18 protein-coding genes are annotated in these 19,416 nt (G+C 62.7%); 9 read left to right on the top strand and 9 right to left on the bottom strand.

Annotated features, from left to right (window positions below; all coding sequences use genetic code 11):
* Positions 1 to 91: 91 nt before the first annotated feature.
* On the bottom strand, positions 92 to 607 hold the full coding sequence (locus P3T18_RS16590; protein ID WP_429300992.1) for a hypothetical protein: 516 nt from the start codon (positions 605 to 607) through the stop codon (positions 92 to 94).
* 88 nt (positions 608 to 695) lie between these two features.
* Positions 696 to 992 (bottom strand): DUF2628 domain-containing protein, encoded by a 297-nt coding sequence (locus P3T18_RS16585; RefSeq protein ID WP_429300991.1) that lies wholly within the window; start codon positions 990 to 992, stop codon positions 696 to 698.
* Positions 993 to 1,210: 218 nt separating this feature from the next.
* Between P3T18_RS16585 and P3T18_RS16580 the strand changes: the two genes are divergently transcribed.
* Positions 1,211 to 1,531, top strand: coding sequence for a thioredoxin family protein (locus P3T18_RS16580; RefSeq protein ID WP_429300990.1), 321 nt, complete (start codon positions 1,211 to 1,213; stop codon positions 1,529 to 1,531).
* Positions 1,532 to 1,568: 37 nt separating this feature from the next.
* A complete protein-coding gene (locus P3T18_RS16575; protein WP_429300989.1) occupies positions 1,569 to 1,988 on the top strand; it encodes a secondary thiamine-phosphate synthase enzyme YjbQ in 420 nt (139 codons plus the stop codon).
* Positions 1,989 to 2,023: 35 nt separating this feature from the next.
* On the opposite strand, the gene P3T18_RS16570 is transcribed toward P3T18_RS16575, so the two are convergent.
* The 3 genes from P3T18_RS16570 to P3T18_RS16560 all read right to left on the bottom strand — a co-directional run bounded on the left by P3T18_RS16570 (position 2,024) and on the right by P3T18_RS16560 (position 5,863).
* Positions 2,024 to 3,046: an alpha/beta hydrolase fold domain-containing protein gene (locus P3T18_RS16570; RefSeq protein WP_429300988.1), complete on the bottom strand. Its 1,023-nt coding sequence runs from the start codon at positions 3,044 to 3,046 to the stop codon at positions 2,024 to 2,026.
* Between the two features lie 265 nt (positions 3,047 to 3,311).
* Entirely contained in the window at positions 3,312 to 3,563 is a 252-nt protein-coding gene (locus tag P3T18_RS16565; RefSeq protein ID WP_429300987.1) for a hypothetical protein, read from the bottom strand.
* A gap of 146 nt (positions 3,564 to 3,709) precedes the next feature.
* The gene (locus tag P3T18_RS16560) at positions 3,710 to 5,863 is read right to left on the bottom strand and encodes an ATP-binding protein (protein ID WP_429301123.1); all 2,154 of its coding nucleotides are present in this window, start codon (positions 5,861 to 5,863) and stop codon (positions 3,710 to 3,712) included.
* Positions 5,864 to 6,217: 354 nt separating this feature from the next.
* Between P3T18_RS16560 and P3T18_RS16555 the strand changes: the two genes are divergently transcribed.
* The 6 genes from P3T18_RS16555 (at position 6,218) to P3T18_RS16530 (ending at position 13,126) form a co-directional block, all read left to right on the top strand.
* Complete coding sequence (locus P3T18_RS16555) at positions 6,218 to 7,771, top strand: FAD-dependent oxidoreductase (RefSeq protein ID WP_429300986.1); 1,554 nt, start codon at positions 6,218 to 6,220, stop codon at positions 7,769 to 7,771.
* A gap of 124 nt (positions 7,772 to 7,895) precedes the next feature.
* Positions 7,896 to 8,084, top strand: coding sequence for a hypothetical protein (locus P3T18_RS16550; RefSeq protein ID WP_429300985.1), 189 nt, complete (start codon positions 7,896 to 7,898; stop codon positions 8,082 to 8,084).
* A gap of 150 nt (positions 8,085 to 8,234) precedes the next feature.
* On the top strand, positions 8,235 to 9,434 hold the full coding sequence (locus P3T18_RS16545) for an HlyD family secretion protein (protein WP_429300984.1): 1,200 nt from the start codon (positions 8,235 to 8,237) through the stop codon (positions 9,432 to 9,434).
* Between the two features lie 87 nt (positions 9,435 to 9,521).
* A complete protein-coding gene (locus P3T18_RS16540; protein WP_429300983.1) occupies positions 9,522 to 9,812 on the top strand; it encodes a DUF4148 domain-containing protein in 291 nt (96 codons plus the stop codon).
* A gap of 61 nt (positions 9,813 to 9,873) precedes the next feature.
* Positions 9,874 to 11,487, top strand: a complete 1,614-nt coding sequence (locus tag P3T18_RS16535) for a DHA2 family efflux MFS transporter permease subunit (RefSeq protein WP_429300982.1) — start codon at positions 9,874 to 9,876, stop codon at positions 11,485 to 11,487.
* A gap of 1 nt (position 11,488) precedes the next feature.
* Positions 11,489 to 13,126 carry an efflux transporter outer membrane subunit gene (locus P3T18_RS16530; protein WP_429300981.1) on the top strand — a complete coding sequence of 546 codons (1,638 nt, stop codon included), beginning with the start codon at positions 11,489 to 11,491 and terminating at the stop codon, positions 13,124 to 13,126.
* A gap of 33 nt (positions 13,127 to 13,159) precedes the next feature.
* On the opposite strand, the gene P3T18_RS16525 is transcribed toward P3T18_RS16530, so the two are convergent.
* The 3 genes from P3T18_RS16525 to glgX all read right to left on the bottom strand — a co-directional run bounded on the left by P3T18_RS16525 (position 13,160) and on the right by glgX (position 17,798).
* A complete protein-coding gene (locus tag P3T18_RS16525; protein ID WP_429300980.1) occupies positions 13,160 to 15,193 on the bottom strand; it encodes an AI-2E family transporter in 2,034 nt (677 codons plus the stop codon).
* A gap of 65 nt (positions 15,194 to 15,258) precedes the next feature.
* Positions 15,259 to 15,438 (bottom strand): DUF2934 domain-containing protein, encoded by a 180-nt coding sequence (locus P3T18_RS16520; protein ID WP_429300979.1) that lies wholly within the window; start codon positions 15,436 to 15,438, stop codon positions 15,259 to 15,261.
* 143 nt (positions 15,439 to 15,581) lie between these two features.
* Positions 15,582 to 17,798: a glycogen debranching protein GlgX gene (gene glgX / locus P3T18_RS16515; protein ID WP_429300978.1), complete on the bottom strand. Its 2,217-nt coding sequence runs from the start codon at positions 17,796 to 17,798 to the stop codon at positions 15,582 to 15,584.
* A gap of 309 nt (positions 17,799 to 18,107) precedes the next feature.
* Between glgX and P3T18_RS16510 the strand changes: the two genes are divergently transcribed.
* Positions 18,108 to 18,464 carry a PRC-barrel domain-containing protein gene (locus P3T18_RS16510; protein ID WP_429301122.1) on the top strand — a complete coding sequence of 119 codons (357 nt, stop codon included), beginning with the start codon at positions 18,108 to 18,110 and terminating at the stop codon, positions 18,462 to 18,464.
* A 154-nt stretch (positions 18,465 to 18,618) separates the two neighbouring features.
* On the opposite strand, the gene P3T18_RS16505 is transcribed toward P3T18_RS16510, so the two are convergent.
* Complete coding sequence (locus P3T18_RS16505; RefSeq protein ID WP_429300977.1) at positions 18,619 to 19,059, bottom strand: response regulator; 441 nt, start codon at positions 19,057 to 19,059, stop codon at positions 18,619 to 18,621.
* Positions 19,060 to 19,416: the final 357 nt, after the last annotated feature.

The raw sequence follows: 19,416 nt of genomic DNA, 5'->3' as shown, positions 1-19,416 counted from the left end.
CAGGCGCGTAAACCCACGCGTCGCTGTCCCATATTCACGGCGCCCGAGGCGTCCATCGGCACGCTGTTCGTACGACGCCGAGGGAGGCGCATCATTTGCCGTCCGTGGCGCGCATCTTCTGCGCCTGTTCCTTGTAGTCGTACGTCGGATAGAACTCGGTGCGATAGCCGCCCCACGCAGTCGTTTCGATCGCGCGGTTGACTTCGCGCAAGCGGCTGGCGGGAACACGCAACGTCACCACCTGACCGACGCCCATCATCACGTACCACGACACCACTTCGATACCCGGCGGCGGGAAGGTCTTGAAGAAGCCCTGCTCGCGCAGCTGGTCGTTGATCTTCGGTAGCGGCTTGGATTCGTCGTGACGCAGGAAGATGGTGAGCAGGAAAGTATCCGACGGCGCGGACGCCGCCGACCCCGCCGACGCTTCGGCGGGTGGCGCGGCCACCGGTTCGGCCGCGCGCGCCGTAGACGTCAGCGACGCCAACGACGCAAGACAGAACAACGCGCTGAATGCCACGCCCGTCAGATTGCGGCGGACAAGGCGTGTCGGTGACAGTCGGACTGCGGGTCGGACGGCGGGTCGGACAGCGGCAACGATCGGCATGAATGGACTCCCTCGGGTCAGCACGTGGAACGACGAAACATTGTTCGCGAGCGCAAGCGGACAGCCATCCGCGCACCCGCGTGAGCCGTTATAGAACGGTGTAGCCGCGTTTTTCAAGTGTCCAGCGATGCCACTGGTTGCCATACTGGCCGCAGGCATAACCGAACAGCACGGACAGCACGAGGCCGATGATGTCGCCGGCCTCGCCCCACAGTCCGGTGAAAAACAGCAGCACGTTGATGGCCAGCATCACGAAGGCCGCAAACCACATTTTCTTCGACAGCGCCCAGACGAAGCCCAGCAGCAGCGCGCCCCAACTGAAGCCGACGCTCACTGCCACGGTTTCATCCTTGTCCGGATGACGCAGAAAAATTCGCTCTCCCATTTCCTTCCCAACATAGCGGTTAGCGGCGCGTCGCGCGCCGATGGCGATGTTTAACACAGCGCGGCGGTAAAAGGATGGAAATTGGTCGCGGCTGACGGCGTCCGGCCTTAGCTGCTAACCTTGATGCCAGGTTATGCGTGGCATGGGCATGACGGCCGCGCGACGACATCACGAGATGGTCACGATAGAACATTGATCCAGAAGACAAAGGAGCCTTCATGGCAACAGCTACCGCCTACTCACCCACCGCCCCCTCGCGCGCCGAGGTGGACGCACTCGCGGGCGCGACCGTGCTCGAATTCGGCACCGACTGGTGCGGCTACTGCCAGGGCGCGCAGGCTTCCATTACGCAGGCCTTCGAACCGCACGCACAGGTTCGTCATCTGAAGATCGAAGACGGGCCGGGCCGTCCGCTTGGCCGCTCGTTCAAGGTCAAGCTCTGGCCCACGCTGATTTTCTTGCGCGACGGCCAGGAGGTTGCGCGCGTGGTACGCCCGGCCAATGCCGGTGAGATCGTCGAAGCGTTTGCCGCACTCTGAGCGCGCGTGCGCTCTGCGTGAATTTTCTAGAACCATCATGCGACAAGCCATTCATCATCTGAGCATCAAGGCCCGCGCTCGCGGCCTCGTCGAATTCACCGATGAAGTGCGCCGCTTCGTCGGCGAACAGGGTATCGACACCGGCCTGCTGACCGTGTTTTGCCGGCATACGTCCGCGTCACTGCTGATTCAGGAAAACGCCGACCCCTCGGTGCGCCGCGATCTGGAGCGCTACTTCGACAGCCTCGCGCCCGAAGACGCCGAGCGTTACGAACACGACGCCGAAGGTCTCGACGACATGCCCGCCCATCTGCGCACTGCGCTCACGCAAGTGCAGCTTTCGATACCGGTCGAACATGCCTGCCTCGTGCTCGGCACCTGGCAAGGCCTGTATCTGTTCGAGCATCGCCGGCATACGCAGCATCGCGATATCGTGCTGCATCTGATCGGCGAATGAGCCCATGCTGTGCGGCGGGCGTCGTCGCGTGAATCTTAAAGCGGCGCCGCGCCGAACGCCTGACGCTGCGCGAGCGACACGAAGGCCTGCGCGTCGCGCGCGGCCTGCACCACCGCAGCCGTGCCGAAGAATTCGTGCGTTGCGCCGCGATAGTTGCGATGCTCGACCGGCACACCGGCCACCTGTAATTTGTGCACGAGCTTTTCGCCGTCCGAACGCAGCGGATCGATACCGGCGGTGACCACCACCGTAGGCGGCAAGCCCGACAGATCGGCACTCACTACATCGATCAACGGACTCGTCAGGTCGTTTCTGTCGTTGATCACATTTTCGACGAACCACAGCATCATGGCCTTGTTCAAGGGCTTCGCGTTGCGATTCTCCTCATAGGATATCGACACGATGTTGTTGCTGACCACGGGATAGATCAACGCCTGATGCATCGGCAAACGGAAGCCGGCATCGCGCGCGCGAATCGACACGTTGATGGCGAGATTGCCGCCCGCGCTCTCGCCCATCACCGCTATCTGCGACGGAACGCCGCCGAGAATCGCCGCGTTGTCGACGACCCAACGCCATGCCGCGAATGCGTCGTCATGAGCGGCCGGCAAGCGATGTTCCGGCGCCTGCCGATAGTGCGCGGAGACCACCAGCGCCCTGCTTTGCGCAGCCATCGAGCGCGGCGTCGCGTCGTAAGTGTCGAGATTGCCCATCACCCAACCGCCGCCGTGAAAATACAGAATCACGGGAAACGGACCTTCGCCCTGCGGCGTATAAAGACGCGCCGGATTGCCGCCCATCGCGCCGGGAATCACGAAGTCCTGCGTGCGCACGGCTTCCAGTTCGAGCGAAGGTCGCGCGCTGAATGCCGGATCGGTCATCAGTTTTCTGACGGCGTCCGCGATGGTCGGCTGTTGCCGCGCTTCTGCCACCGTGCAACGTGCGATCGGTTTCGGCTCGAGACTTTTCAGTGCGTCGAGCACCGCTTTCATGTCGGGATCGGCATGCCCGGTTGGATCCAGACCGACCATACCTTTGAGCGTATCGCCGAGTGTCATGACAGACTCCTGATAGCGGTAAACACGACACCATGAAACGCTCTGCGCTGCTCATTCGACGGTCGTGCATGCCGTCGAAATTCAGCAAGCGCTATACCCGTTTGATGCCAGGTGTGCGGCTTTCACGTTGGGCGGAAAGCCGCGTCACGACTGGGATTCGTCAGTTGATAGCGGCACGTCGAAGCATCCACAGATGCACCGAACAAAATGAAAACGCGGCGCCTGAAAATCCAGGCGCCGCGTTCTGATTTCAACCTCACGACTTTTATTGCGTGGTCGTCGTGCCGCTGTCCATCGCGGGCTTTTTGGTTTTCGAGTGATGCATTTTTTTCGACTTCGAATGCGCCATCGCACCGGAAGCCTGCATGTCGCCGCCCTCGCGGGTTGCGCCGGCGTTCGTGCCGCCATTCGGATCGTTACCGGCAGGACCACCGCCGCCACCGCCGGCACCCTGGGCCATGGCGAGCGACGAAGCGGCAAGCAGCGTGGAAATAACCAAAGCGTTTCTGATTTTCATGACGTTCTCCTGTCCGATAAGAGGTGGGTCGCATCGACCGGCCGCGCCAGTTCTGCAGACCTTATCCACTTTTCAGCAAGCACTGTGCCGCAAACGCCCGAACGACTGAAACAGACCGGAGAAAGAAGAATCCACCATCACGCCGCTTACGGTTCGCAAGCTACGAGAGCATGAAGTTCGTCGATGTTGAAGGGTTTGGCGAGTATCGCCACACCGAGACGGCGGGCGCGCTCGAGTTCATCGGCATAGCCGGTCATGAGCGCGATCTTTTGCGCGGGCCAGGCGCTCTTCACCTTTTCCGCAAGGTCGATACCGTTCAGCTTGCCCGGCATCTGGATATCGGAGAGCACGAGTTCGAAGGTCTCGCCGGAACTCAGTACGTCGAGCGCCTGGTCGGCGGTAGGTTCGTGCCGCACTTCGCAGCCGAATGTTTCCAGCACGGCCGCCACGCCTGCCGCCACGTCCTCGTTGTCTTCCACCAGCAGCACCACACCGGCGGTGCCCGGCACGGTTTGCCGCACGTTGTCGAGTTCCGGCGCGCTCGCCTTCTGACGTTCGTGATAACGCGGCAGATAGAGCCGTACTGTCGTGCCGCTGCCCGGCACGCTGTCGATCTTCGCCGTGCCGCCTGCCTGCTCGCACATCGCGAGCACTTGCGCGAGACCGAGACCCGTGCCCGATCCGCGCAGTTTGGTGGTGAAGAGCGGTTCGAACGCGCGACGCGCCACGGCTTCCGGCATGCCTTCACCGTCGTCCGAGCAGGCGATCAGCACATACTCGCCGTCCGGCAACAGCGTGTCGCTGCTGACGAGCCGATTGTTCTGGCAGCGGATCACGAAGCGGCCGCCGCGCGGCATGGCATCGCGCGCATTGACCGCGAGATTCATGATGGCGAATTCGAGGTCGGTGGGATCGGCCAGCACCTGCCAGACTTCGTCGACCATATGCAAGGCCATTTCCACGTTGTCGCCGAGCGCTGCGTCGATGAGCGGCGCGGCGGCGGGCAACCATTTGGCGAGATCGACGGCTTCCTGCTTGAGCGGCTGCTTGCGCGCGACACTCAGCAAACGCCGCGTCAACGACTCCGCCGTCGCGGTGGCGCGCTCCACCGCGAGCACTTCTTTTTCGAGGTTGTTAAAGCGTTTCAGGCGCGCGAGTTCCGTATTGGCGGACACGACCATCAGCAGATTGTTGAAGTCGTGCGCCACGTTGGCGACCAGGTTGCCGAGCGCGCCCATGCGCTGCAATTGACGGCTCGACGCTTCCGCCGAGAGACGCATGGCGACTTCGCCCTGCCAGCGCTCCCACGCGCGCCGTTCGGCCTCGAGTTGGCGCATCGAGTACACCACCAGCAGCCAGATCGCCAGACACGGCACCGCGGTCAGCGCGGCGATCAAAAGGAAGTGACTCCACCAGGCGCTCGTGATCGAACTGGTTGCGTAGGCGCTCATCACGTAAAGCGGATAGTCGCCGACACGGCGAAACGCCAGCAGACGCTCCACGCCGTCCACGGAAGAATGCAGGCGGATGTGACCGAACAGCTGTTTGTCGCGCAATGCTTCGATAAACGCGCTTTGCGGCGTGGGCTTCGCGCCCTCCGGCCAGGCCGGATAACGCACCAGCAGACTGCCGTCCTGCCGGTAAAGCCCGAGTGCGAGCGACGTGTCGCCGTTCGTGAGTTCGCGATAGAAACGCGCGAAGTATTCGTTTCGCAGCGCCACCGACACCGCGCCGAGGAATTGCCCGTTTGCGCCGGAACGTCCGATGAGCGTGTTGAATACTTTGGTCTGCGACAACGGCCCGAACATCGCCAGCGAAAAATACGGCTGCGGGCGCATGGCGCGCGCCGACGTGAAATCTTCGCGCTGACCGATCGAGAGCGCGGGCGCCGGATAGGTCCGGCTCGACACCAGCAGATTACCCGTCGAGCCGAGTACCGAGATGGACGCCACCTGCGGAAAATCGCCACCGATTTCCCGCAAGCGGTCATGCAAGGCTGCTTCGTGTGCGCGAACCTCGCCGTCGTCCTGATAGCCCAGCAATTCGATGACACGCGAAGCCATCTGCTGGTTCAGGTCCAGCACCTTGACCGCCTGCTCTTCCGCGACGCGCGCAAGCCGGTCGATCATATCGTTCGAATCGGCAATACGGCGCTGGTAATCGAAATAGCCGTAACCGGCGAGACACGCCAACGGAAATGCGATCGACACGACGAGCACGATCAGCAGCATGCGCCGCGTTGCCGCGAAGTTGCGCGTCGGCATGGGGAAATCGACTGCGACACGTTCCGCACGCTGCACGGTCACGATCTCCAAGAAAGAAAAGTAAGGGTAACGGGTGGCTTTTTCATACCGCGCGATGAGATGGCGCGCCGCGTCACAGGTTTGTTCGTGCGCCAATTCCCTTTTCACCCGGAATTTACCGCACTTCTGCGCTTCTCCATAGCGCGCATCGACATGACAACGCTTTCTGCTCGATTCGTACGCGTGTTTGGCGGCTTGCCGGCGGACCCTTTCTCTCGGGCACATGAATTGCTGACGCAGCGCATGACCTCGCGGCCTGCGCTCTGCTGCGCCGCCGCGAAAGTTGCAAACGCAGCCAACTCACGCGTTGAACGGCAAGGCTCACCTTACAGTCTCCGAAGAAGGATCATCATGTCGACTTCCGCCCGACCCGTTGCCCGACTTTCGCAATTGCGAACAGACCGCGCCCTACGTGTCGTCGTGGACGACGAGAAGATCCTGCTCGTGCGCGTAGGCGATACCGTCCACGCTTACAGCGCCGATTGTCCGCACGCCGGCGCGCCGCTCGAAGAAGGCGCGCTGTGCAACGGCCGCATCATCTGCCCGTGGCACAAAGGCACCTTCGACGCCGCCAGTGGCGCGGTGCTCGAACCGCCGCCGCTCCTCGCGCTCGACCGCTATCCGGTGGTCGTCAGCGGCGACGAGGTGATGGTGACGCCCGAGAAAACGACGCAACCGGTACGGCAGGCATCGTCACGCGAACCGCATTACGTCGTGATCGGCGCGGGAGCGGCGGGCGCCGCCGCCTGTGCCGCGCTGCGCGAGTTCGGCTTTGCCGGCCGCCTCACCCTGATCGGCGCGGAAGCGCACGCGCCTTACGATCGCACCGCCCTCAGTAAATTCGTTCCGTCTGGAGAAATGACGCCGGACGACGTGCCGCCGCTACTCCCTGAAAACTGGTACGAGCATCACGACGTGGAGCGTGTGGTCGCGCGAATCACGCGGCTCGACGTGCCCAAACGCAAGATTCACCTTGAAACAGGGGCCGAACTGCATTACGACACCGCGCTGCTCGCCAGCGGCAGCACACCGAAGACCCCGCCCATTGCCGGATGCGAACTCGGCGGCGTGCACGTGCTGCGCAGCCTGGACGACGCCGCTTCGCTCGTCGAGGCCATCGGCGATTCCGCTCCGTCAGCCACCCAGGTCGCCATTCTCGGCAGCAGCTTTATCGGACTCGAAACCGCATCGGCGCTGAAAAAACGCGGCGTTACTGTGACCGTCATTTCACCGGAAACCGTGCCCTTCGCCAAACAGTTCGGCGAACGGGTGGGCGCGATGTTCCGCCATCTGCACGAAAGTAACGGCGTGCGCTTCCGGCTCGACAGCAAGGTGTCGTCGCTCGAAGGCGAGGAAGGCAACGTCCATCAGGTCATGCTCGACAACGGCGAGCATATCGACGCCGACATCGTGCTGCTCGGCACGGGTGTCGCGCCCGCCACCGGATTCGTCGAAGGATTGCCCTTGAACAAGGACGGCGGCGTGATCGTGAATGCCGGCATGCAGGCGGCGCCCGGCCTCTACGCCGCCGGCGATATCGCCGTGTTTCCCTTGCATGAAGACCTCGAACCGGTACGTGTCGAACATTGGCGGGTCGCCCAGCAACATGCGCGCGTAGCAGCGGAAAACATGTGCGGCGCGCGGCGTCGCTACAACGGCGTGCCGTATTTCTGGACCTACCACTTCGGCAAGAACTTCGAGTATCTCGGCCACGCGAGCGAATGGGACGACGTGGTGATCGACGGCGATCTCGATCGCCAGCAATTCGTCGCGCTCTACGTGAAAGACGACAAAGTGGTCGCCGCGCTCGCATGCGAACGCGAAGCGCAAACCGCGCGGCTCATCGAAGCAATGAAAGATGGCCTGAACGTTGCACGCGCGCTTGAAATCGTCAAAACCGCTTGAGTCGCGCGACTTTTTCACACGCCTTGCCGCGTCATTCATGCAGGAATTCATACGCACGTTGCAAACAACCTGAACACACGAGACGGCCCGCGCGAATCCGCGCCAGACGCAAGGAGAAAACGCCATGAGTGATAGCAAAGAGAAGCATCCGCACGGCAACAAGTCGGAAAAGCAGATCGACAGACAGGTCGAGGACAGCTTCCCCGCCAGCGATCCGCCGTCGACCGGCGGCACGACGAAGATCGTCCCCGACAAAGACGACAAGGCGAAGGACAAATCCGGCTCGTCGAACCAAAAACCAGCACATCACTAGCGGCGCGCCGCCTCCAGTACGCAATACCTGGCAAAGCAATAAGCCATAAGCAGGAAGCAATAAGCAGCGCGCAACCGAAACGAAGCCGCCCGCCGGGCGGTTTTTCTCCGCCATCGCATCACGCATCCGGAACGACGGGAACGAATCGCCATGTCAGACGAGACCGCCTCCGCTCAGGAAGAGCACGATCAGGACGATCGCAACGAGAAGCAGAATTCGAGGGAAGAAGAAAGCAGCGGCAAGGACAGCAAGGACGATAAAAGCGGCAAAGGCGGCGACGACGACGGTAACGGCGCACAGGGCAAAAAAGGCAAAGGCCCCGGCAAGAAGCCGCTGATCATCCTTGCAGTGGTAGTGATTCTGCTCGCCATCGTCGCTTTCATCTGGTGGTTCGCCACCCGCAACGAAGTCACGACGGACGACGCTTACACCGACGGCAACGCCATCACCATGGCGCCGAAAGTGTCCGGCTATGTCGTGCAGCTTGCGGTCAACGACAACGTCTTCGTGCACAAAAACGATCTGCTGGTGGTGATCGACAAGCGCGACTATCAGGCGCAGGTGGATCAGGCGCAGGCGCAGGTGGGTCTCGCGAAGGCGCAGTTGAATGCCGCGCAGGTGCAGCTCGACATTGCGCGCGTGCAGTACCCGGCGCAATACCGGCAGGCCAGGGCGCAGACCTCGTCGGCGGAAGCCAACTTCCGGCAGGCGCAGGCGGCGTACCAGCGTCAGCATGCCGTCGACCAGCGCGCCACCTCGCAACAGAACGTCGATACCGCCGACGCGCAACGTCAGTCCGCGAGCGCCAGTGTCGAACAGGCGCGCGCCCAGCAGCAGACGGCGAGCCTCGTGCCGCAGCAGATCCGTCAGGCCGAAGCCGCCGTCGAAGAGCGCCGCCAGCAGGTGCAGCAGGCCGAAGCGCAACTCGAACAGGCGCAGCTGAACCTCTCCTATTGCGAAGTGCGTTCGCCGTCCGACGGCTGGATCACGCGCCGCAACGTGCAGCTCGGCACGTTCCTGCAGGCCGGCGTATCGCTGTTTGCGATCGTCACGCCGCAAGTGTGGGTCACGGCGAATTTCAAGGAATCGCAACTGGAGCGCATGCGTCCCGGCGACAAGGTGAAAGTGGAAGTCGACGCGTATCCGAAGCTCGATTTACGCGGCCACATCGACAGCGTGCAACTGGGCAGCGGCTCGCGCTTCTCCGCATTTCCCGCAGAAAACGCCACCGGCAACTTCGTGAAGATCGTGCAGCGCGTGCCGGTCAAGATCATCATCGACGACGGTTTGCCGCGTGACCAACCGCTCGGCCTCGGCCTGTCGGTCACACCGAAGGTGTATCTGAAATGACGATACGCATTCAACGCTACAAGACGCGGCTACGGCACGCCGCATGCTACGGAATCCTTCATGAAGGCAACACACAGGGAGGCCATCATGAACCGGAATTTACGCCGTCACGCGAGCCATGGCGCTCGCACTTTCATGCATCTTTTTGCGGCCTCGCTGCTCACCGTTGCCGGGGCTCATCTGGTGCAGGCGCAAACTCAGGCGCCCTCGCAAAGTACCACCACGCGCGCGCAGACCAAGGCCGAACTGAAGACGCTGGAGAAGAACGGCTACGAGCCTTCCGCACAAGATCCGCATTATCCGGACGACATCCAGAAGGCGGAGAAAAAGGCCTCGGCCGGCAAGGGAGCCAGCGGACCGATGGTGAATCCGCAGTAAACTTTGCGCCCGTCAACGCACGCGGCGCGCTCCTCACGACATGTCGTGAAAAGGCGGCGGCATGACTGCAGCCACCGCCGATCATGGTAGTAACAACGGTAATGGAAAAAGCGGCGATTCCAGCTGGAAGCCTGCGGCGAATCCCTGGCTGATTGCCATCGTCGTGACGCTGGCCGCGTTCATGGAAGTGCTCGACACCACCATCGTGAACGTGGCGTTGCCGCACATTGCCGGCACCATGTCCGCGAGTTACGACGAAGCCACGTGGACGCTCACCTCGTATCTGGTCGCCAACGGCATCGTCTTGCCGATCTCGGGTTTTCTCGGCCGTCTGCTCGGCCGTAAGCGCTATTTCCTGGTCTGTATCGTTGCGTTCACGATCTGTTCGTTCCTGTGCGGTATTGCCACCGATCTCTGGCAACTGATTATTTTCCGCATTTTGCAGGGCTTTTTTGGCGGCGGCCTGCAACCGAATCAGCAATCCATCATTCTCGACACCTTTCCGCCCGAACAACGCGGGCGCGCATTCTCGATTTCCGCCGTGGCGATCGTCGTGGCACCCGTGCTCGGACCGACGCTCGGCGGCTGGATCACCGATAACTTTTCATGGCGTTGGGTGTTTCTGCTGAACGTGCCCGTCGGCGTGCTGACCTCGCTCGCCGTCATGCAACTCGTCGAAGATCCGCCGTCGAAAAAGAAGGGCGACAGCAAGGTGTCGATCGATTACATCGGCATCACGCTGATTGCCGTCGGCCTCGGCTGCTTGCAGGTGATGCTCGATCGCGGCGAAGACGACGACTGGTTTTCGTCCACCTTCATTTGCGTGTTCGCCGTGCTCGCGGTGGCGGGCATCGTGGGCGCGACCTTGTGGCTGCTTTACGCGAAAAAGCCGGTGGTGGACATACGCTGCCTGAAAGACCGCAACTTCGCGCTCGGCTGCGCGACGATCGGCGCATTCGCGACCATCCTGTACGGCAGCGCGGTGCTGGTGCCGCAACTCGCGCAGCAGCAACTCGGCTACACCGCCATGCTGGCCGGCCTCGTGCTTTCTCCGGGCGCGGTGCTCATCACGCTGGAGATTCCGATCATCAGCAAGCTGATGCCCTATGTGCAGACGCGCTTTCTGGTGGCAACGGGCTTCGCCCTGCTCGCCTGCGCACTCGCCTATTCGCATCTGCTCGTGCCGGATATCGACTACGACACGCTCGTCAAGATGCGCAGCGCGCAGTCGCTGGCAATCGGTTTCCTGTTCGTGCCGATCACCACGCTCGCGTACTTGACGGTGCCACCGAGGCTGAACGACGACGCGTCCGCGCTCTTCACGATGTTCCGCAACGTCGCGGGGTCGATCGGTATTTCGCTTTCCACCGCGCTGATTCGCGAGCGCACGCAGGCTCGCATGGCTCACCTGTCCGAACACATGTCCACGCTTTCGCAGAACTACAACGACGCCGTGCAGCGCAGCGCGCAGACCATCGCCGAGATGACCGGCGTACCCTTCGCGCAGGCCATGCAAACCGCCACGGGACGCATGTACACCACCTTCATCTCGCAGTCCACGATACTCGCTTACGTCGACGTGTTCGCGATTCTCGCGGTGTTCTGCGTGCTGTGTATTCCGATGACGTTCTTCTTTTCGCCGGTCAAAGCCGCCGGCGGCGCAGGAGGACATTGACATGCAAAGCACCCTGTTCAAACCGGCACTCTCCGTGCTGACGCTCGCGACGCTGCTCGCCGCGTGCAGCGTCGGGCCGGATTTCAAGCCGCCGACAGCCGACGTGCCGTCGCAATGGCACGATATAAACCATAATGCGCGCCAAAACACCGCCGCCGCCGCGACGCCTGCAAGCGGCACGGCTCTCGCGCCCGCGCGAACGGTCACGTCCGTGCCGACGCTCGACACCGATCCCGATCCGCGCTGGTGGCGCAACTTCAACGATCCGACCTTGAACGCGCTGGTCGATCGCGCGGCGCGCGGCAATCTCGATCTGCAGGAAGCCGTGCTGCGTATCGTGCAGGCGCGCACGCAGGTGCAAAGTGCGGCGGCACAAGGCTTGCCGAACGTGCGCGCCACCGGCAGCTATCAGCGCGAACAACTCGGCATCAAGGGCTTTCTCGAATCGGACGACGTGTACGGCAAGGTCAACCAGCTAGGCGCACCGGATTCGCCGATCAACGCCATTGCGCCGGGTGCGGGCGCGACCTTGCAGAACGGCGCGAACAACGTGCTGAATCAGCTCACCGCGCCGGTCAATCTCTGGCAGGCTGGATTCGACGCTTCGTGGGAACTGGATCTGTTCGGCCGGGTGCGACGCTCGGTCGAATCCGCGCAAGCGCAAACCCAGGTTGCCGTGGAGAGCCGCAACGACGCACTGCTCTCGCTCGAAGCGGAAGTCGCGCAGACCTACCTGCAATTGCGCGGCGCGCAGGTATTGCAAGGCGTCACGAAAAATCTCGTGGACGAGCAGCAGGAAATCGTCACGCTCACGCAGAGTCAGGCGAAAGTGGGCCTCACGAGCGAACTGGATCTGAAAAACGCCACCGCGCAACTGGCGCAAACTCAGGCGCAGTTGCCGCAATACGAGCAGCAGATCGCGCAGGCGCTCAACGCGCTGGCCTATCTGGTAGGCGAGGCGCCCGGCGCGCTCGAAGCGGAACTGTCCACTCCCGCCGCCGTGCCGCCCGTTCCGCCGACCGTGCCCGTCGGCGTGCCGTCGACGCTCGCGCGGCGGCGCCCCGACATTCGCCGCGCCGAAGCAAATCTGCATGCGGCGACGGCGAGCGTCGGCGTCGCCGTGGCGCAGTTCTATCCCGACGTCTCGCTAACCGGGCAAATCGGCACACGCGCGACCAATGCGAGCGACCTGTCGCGCTGGTCGCATCTGTTCTATTCGTTCGGGCCGAGTATTTCGCTGCCGATTTTCCAGGGTGGCGCGCTGGTATCGAATCTGCGTCTGTCGAAAGCACAGGAAGCGGAAGCGGCGCTCGACTATCGCAAGACCGTGCTGCTCGCGCTGCGCGACGTGGACAACGCGCTAGTGGTGTATCGCACCGATCAGGCGCGGCGCGATTCGCTCGCGCAGAGTGTGGCCGAGCAACAGGACGCGTTCCTGCTCGCTCGGGACAGCTACAGAAAAGGCATCACCAGCTTTATCAACGTGCTCGACGCCGAACGGCAACTGGCGCAGGCGCGTCAGCAATACGCGCAGGGCACCACGCAGGTCAGCACCGATCTGGTGTCGCTGTACAAAGCGCTAGGCGGCGGCTGGCAGGAGACACCGGGCGAAGCGGCGACGTCATCGAACGGCGGCTGAGCCGCTGATTTATTGCGAGGCCATATGGGTCGGTTAACCGTTGGCGACAACGAGGTCCTTGCTGACGATTTCGCCCGCGCCGATATCCTGACCAGCTCCCGCGCGTCGAATCCGCTGGCACGCGTGCAGCATGTCCTGCAAGGAACTCGCGTACACCTCCGCGCCGATCGCAGTCTGCAGATCTGTGCTCCATTTGTCGGTATCCTGCGCGACCCATAGTCCTACCACGATGGACGCGTGCGGCAAGCGCGCCCGCAAGCGCTTGACGAGATAGCGCAGGTGCGAAGGAATGCCGTCGATCTGCAGATAAAAAATGCACACGATGCCGACATCGCTCGCATCGAGATTCTCGATCGACGCCCGCGACGCCGCTTCGTGCGGCAAGGCGCGCGCCTCGAAGCCATGCTTGCCGAGCACCTGCAACAGGATAGTCGTGGCGAGCGCATCGAGCGGACCGCGGCCGGGAATGCATAGCACGCGGCCCGGCGGCTTCCCGCGTAGTTCCGCATGGTGGTCCGCCAGTTGCGGTTCGACGGGCGCAGGTTCCGCAGGCGGAATTGCCGCCGCTTCGGAGCCGGATTCGGCAGCGGTGGGCTCCAGTGCGCTCAGGTTGTCTTCGGCGGGCTCGCGCATCGGCGCGCGATCGTCGTAACTGTCCAGTCCGTCCACGAGATCGTTGGTGGTGGCTTCGATGCGCGCGAGTTGCGCCGAGGTGACGCTGCCGCGCAGCACGTCGTTCGCGGCGAGTTGCAGACCCTTGAGCGCCACTTCGTCGTAATACGCGGAGAGCGAGCGCTCGCGCAACAGCGCCTCGGCCTGCTCGATCGCCTCGTCGGGATCGCCGGCCAGCGCGCGCTGATAGAAGTTTTCGACGGGCGTGAGCGCGGGCTGATCGCCGAGCAATACGTCGAGAAATTCGAGCCGCCGCACGTGTCGCCCGAGAACGAGCAGACACAAGGTCAGCGGTGTGGACAGGATCAGGCCGATCGGCCCCCAGATCCAGCTCCAGAAAATGGCCGCGACCACCACCGAGAACGGTGAGAGTCCAGTGCTGCGTCCGTACAGCAGCGGCTCGACCACCTGCCCCACCAGCACTTCGACACCGATGAACAAGGCCACCGACCAGATCGCCATGCTCCAGCCGGGACTGACCGCGGCGGCCAGCGCCGTGGCGAGCGTGGCGGAAATCCAGATACCGACATAAGGCACGAGCCGCAGAAAGGCGGCGAGAATGCCCCACAGGATCGGACTCGGCACGCCGATGAAATAGAGCCCCACGCCGATCACCACGCCGACACCCGCGTTCACGCCGAGTTGCGAAACGAAATAGCGGCTGAGGCGCCGCGCGGCTTCGTCCATCACCGTGGTGGTGCGATGCAGATCGCGCGAGCCGAACAGGCGTATCGCGCGGTCGCGCAGATCATCCCGTTGCAGGAGGATCACCACCATCACCACGAACACGATGAACGAAGTTTCCAGCGGACTGATGGCCGGCGACAGGACACGCCGCGCGAGTTCGAACGGCGTCGGCACCGGTTCGCGCACTTCGACCGGCACGGCGGCGGGCGCGTGCGTGGCCGAAGCCGCAGTCGAGGTCGCATCGCGTGACGGCACCGGCTGTGGCGGCTCGACTGTGGCACGCTGGAACGCCTGGCCGGCCGCGCCGGCGAGCCGGTTGAGCTTGCTGATGGTGAGGTTATGCGCGGCGTCCACCTTGCGTTCGATGGTGGCCTGATAGCGCGGAATGCCGGCCGCCAGTTCGGTGAGTTGCGTCGCGATCACCGCGCCCGCAATCACGATGACGGATATCGAAACGAATACCGCGGCAAACACCGAGGCGACATGGCCGATCCGGAACCGGCACATCCAGTCCGCGAGCGGTGCAACCAGAAAACTGAGCAGCACGGCCAGCGTGATCGGAATCAGCACGGCACGCGCGAAATACAGGCACGCCACCACCGTCACGCCCACCGCGAGCGCGACCAGCGTGTCGATGCCGAACGCGGCAGGCGGCGCCTGGATGCGAGCGGCGGGCCGTGTCACGCGTGGTTCGGGAATGTCCTTCATGGAGGCTGCATTGCTGCGATGTCGGCTGCGATGTCGGCTGCGATCAGTGGGGTCATGAGTCGCGCTTACCGCTTGCCTGAACCGTCGACCGGGCCACTCTCGACAGGCGGCGCTTCTTTCTCGATCTCCGCGCGGGCCTGTTCCCAATACTCGTCCGGCGTGCCTTTCGGTTCACTCGCCTGCTCCCACAGGTAGTAAGCGCGCGTGCGAATCTGCTCGTCGAGAGACGTGTTGTCCTGTTCCATTTGATCACCCCAGATGGGAGACGCTGAATGAGAGCCTGCACGGATGAAGGCCGCTGGTGTCATCATCGCGCGCCGGATACGTGAAGCATCCGGCGCGCGACGACGCTGACCATCGAGCAAGCGCTATTCCCGCACAGCGCGCTTTACTTGCCCGCCGAACCGTCGCTTTCGTCTGAGGTGAGTTGCTCTTCGAGGCGGTCGAATACGCGCTGCGTCGCACGGCTCGGCGCTTCGAGTGCGAACAGCAACAGCGAGCGGCCCGTGACCTGATACGCGTCACCGGACTGGAATTGCGGCAGCTCTGCGCGCACCGGCATATTGGTGTCGAGCAGACAGGTCCACACATCGCCGTCGGGAATCTCGGGCAAGGTGAAATTGACCACGTCGTGATGCGCGTTGAACACCAGCAACAAGGTGGCGTCGGAAGCCGGACGGCGAATGCCGGAGGCCTGGGCGCGGCCGTCGATCACCAGACCGAAACAGCGCATGGAAGCGTCCGCCCACTGCTCGTCCGTCAGATCCTTGCCGTCCGGCGAAAGCCAGCGCGCGTCGGTGACATCCAGCGCCTCGTTGTACTCGCCGGTGAGAAAGCGTCCGCGACGCAGCACGGGCAGACGATGCCGCAGCGTGGTGAGATTCTTGACGAATTCCGTGAGCGCGCGGCCGTCGTCGTCGATACCGTCCCAGTCGACCCAGCTGATCTCGTTGTCCTGACAGTACGCGTTGTTGTTGCCCTGCTGCGTGCGGCCGAATTCGTCGCCCGCGAGTATCATCGGCGTGCCTTGCGAAAGCAGCAGCGTGGCAAGCAGATTGCGCTTCTGACGTTCGCGCTGCTGGCGGATATCGGCGTCGTCGGTCGGGCCTTCCGCGCCCATGTTCCATGACTTGTTGTCGGAGTGACCGTCCTTGTTGTCTTCGCCGTTGGCCGTGTTGTGCTTGTCGTTATACGAGACCAGATCGTTGAGCGTGAAGCCGTCGTGCGCGCAGATGAAATTCACGCTGGCCCACGGACGCCGGCCACGATGATTGAACTTGTCGCCCGAGCCGGTCACGCGGGTCGCGAGATCGGCCACCTTGCCTTCGTCGCCTTTCCAGTACTCGCGCACGGTATCGCGAAAGCGGTCGTTCCATTCCGCCCAGCCCGGCGGAAAACCGCCCACCTGATAACCGCCGGGACCGCAATCCCACGGCTCGGCAATGAGCCGCACGCTTTCAAGCACGGGGTCCTGGCGGCAACTGTCGAGGAAACCGCCGCCCTCGTCGAAGCCGTGGGTTTCGCGGCCCAGAATCGTGGCGAGGTCGAAGCGGAAGCCGTCCACCTTCATCTCCGTCACCCAGTAACGCAAGCTGTCCGTCACCATCTGCAGCACGCGCGGATGCGAAAGATTCAGCGTATTGCCGGTGCCGGTATCGTTGATGTAATAGCGCGGCTCGTCCGGCATCAGGCGATAGTACGAAGCGTTGTCGATACCTTTGAAGGAGAGCGTCGGTCCGCGCTCGTTCCCTTCGGCGGTGTGGTTGTACACCACGTCGAGAATCACTTCGAGGTTGTTGTTGTGAAAGCGGTCCACCATCTCCTTGAATTCGCCCACCGAGTCGGTCGACGAAGCAAAGAAGCGCGGATCGGCAGCGAAGAAACCGATGGTGTTGTAGCCCCAGTAGTTGGTGAGACCTTTGTCGAGCAGATAGCTGTCGTTCACGAAGGTCTGCACCGGCATCAACTCCACCGACGTCACGCCGAGGTTGCGGATGTAATCGAGCACGACCTGCTGGCCGAGCCCCGCGAACGTGCCGCGCAGGTTCTCCGGCACATCCGGGTGACGCTTCGTGAATCCGCGCACGTGAGTTTCGTAGCAGATCACGCGGTCCCACGGCAACGCATTGCGCTCCGGATGCGACCATGAAAAGTTTGCATCGACTACCTTGCACTTCGGCACGAAGGGCGCGCTGTCGCGTTCGTCGAACGACAGATCGCCTTCTTCGGAATCGAGCGTATAGCCGAAAATCTCCGGCGCCCATTTGAGCTCGCCGATGTGCGCCTTGGCGTACGGATCGAGCAACAGTTTGTTCGGGTTGAAACGGTGACCCTTCTCGGGCTCGTAGGGACCATGCACGCGATAACCGTACACCGCGCCCGGCTTCAGATTCGGCACGTACACGTGCCAGACTTCGTCGGTGTATTCCGGCAGTTCGATCCGTTCTATTTCGGTCGTGCCGGTTTCGTCGAACAGACAGAGTTCAACCTTGGTCGCGTTGGCCGAGAACAACGCGAAATTGACTCCGCTTCCATTCCATGTCGCGCCGAGCGGAAAAGGCGTTCCTTCGGCAATGCGCGTTGCGTAACTGGCCTGGTTGGACATAGTGCTTCCTGTTGTGTGTTCGGCAGAGGGAGAGATTCGATGGCAGGTCATGAAGACCCGCGGGGCCAGCGTAGATAGCAAAATCCGGTCCCGGCCGTGCGCGTGCTACCGAACGGCACGTTCAACGCTCACGGCACGGCACTTGCAACCGTCTTTATTGGAAGCCGGCGGTGCTATGCCGCCTCGCGACGTGTAGCGCGTGGCATCGAGCGACGCGCGCCGCCAGAACATTCGACAACACTGGGAGAAAACACCATGGCCACGATCACTGCCAAAACCCGTCCGCTGATTGCGGCAACCCTCTTTCTCATGACACTCGGCGCGCAGACGGCGAGCTACGCACAAGGCGCGCCGCAAGCCATCACCGAAAAACGTACGGACGTGGTTCAGCTGGCGAGCGGTTATCGCGCGTCGAAACTCAGCGGCGTAGACGTGTACAACCGGAACAAGGACACCATCGGTACGCTGGACGATCTGATCGTCTCGCCGGGCGGCGACCGCGGCACCTATGCGATTCTTTCCGTGGGCGGTTTCCTCGGCATGGGCAAGCATCTGGTCGCCGTGCCGTTCAACGATCTTCAGGTGAACAACCGGAAAGTCGTATTGCCGGACGCGACCAAGAAATCGCTCGAGGCGCTACCTGAATTCAAATATGCGCCGGACTGAGTGACGGCGTTCCGATGACCCTGTGATGACGGGACGTGCGCGATGAAACTCGCGCACGCGCTTGTTACGAACGCCAACTCATTGGCGTAAAACTATTGGCGGAAAAACGCTAGACGTTAAGCACATTTTTCAAACGACACGGCATTCCGCCGCATCACGATGGACCTTCCGCATGCACCGCCGCGGCCGATTCGAGCACGCGCAGCAGACGCTCCGGCGTCAGCGGTTTTGCGCAGTGCGCGTCGAAGCCCGCCGCCCGTGCGCGAGCGCGGTCGTCGCGCGAAGCGAATGCGGTGCAGGCCACCAGCAACATATGTTTCGTCGACGGATTCGCGCGCAGGCGACGGGCGAGTTCGAGCCCGTCGATGCCCGGCATCTTGATGTCCAGCAGCACCGCAAAGGGCTGCCACTCGCAGGCCATGCCACATACCTCGAACGGATCGTCCAGCGCGCGGCACTCGAACCCGTCGGCGTCGAGCAGCATCTGCAGCGCGTCGGCCGCCTCGCGATAGTCGTCCACCACCAGCACGCGGCGATGCGATGCCATGGCGTACTGGATCGGCCGCCATACCACGACGTCTTCGTTGTCATCCATTCCGTCGTTCAACGTCACCCTATTCTCCTGATGGGCCGCGTTTGGGCACCGGGGCGAATACGCGCAAGATTCGCTCCTGGCGAATCGCCGGCGTCACTTTCATCCCAGGTGTTTTATTCGACCCGTGCTTCGGCGTCGCGCCTGGCGTGCGGCGCGTGCCGTCCTGCCGTCGTGCTGTCGTTGTGCTGTCTTCGTTCTGCCGTTGTAGGTGCGCCGCCGCGGACGCTTCATATGTTTCGCTTCATGTCTCTATATAGCTCAGGCTGCGCGTGCGCGCCTGCTGGTTTATGCCCATGGACGGCGCGCGAAGAGCCGGAAGAAAGCCTTCGCGACGCGCCGTCATGCCGCTCAAACGCA

Origin of the sequence: Paraburkholderia sp. GAS199 (assembly GCF_050436585.1) — a bacterium.
In the GTDB taxonomy this organism is placed as follows: Bacteria; Pseudomonadota; Gammaproteobacteria; order Burkholderiales; family Burkholderiaceae; genus Paraburkholderia.
Note: the sequence above shows the minus strand (reverse complement) of the source record. Positions and strands in the feature narration are given on the sequence as shown.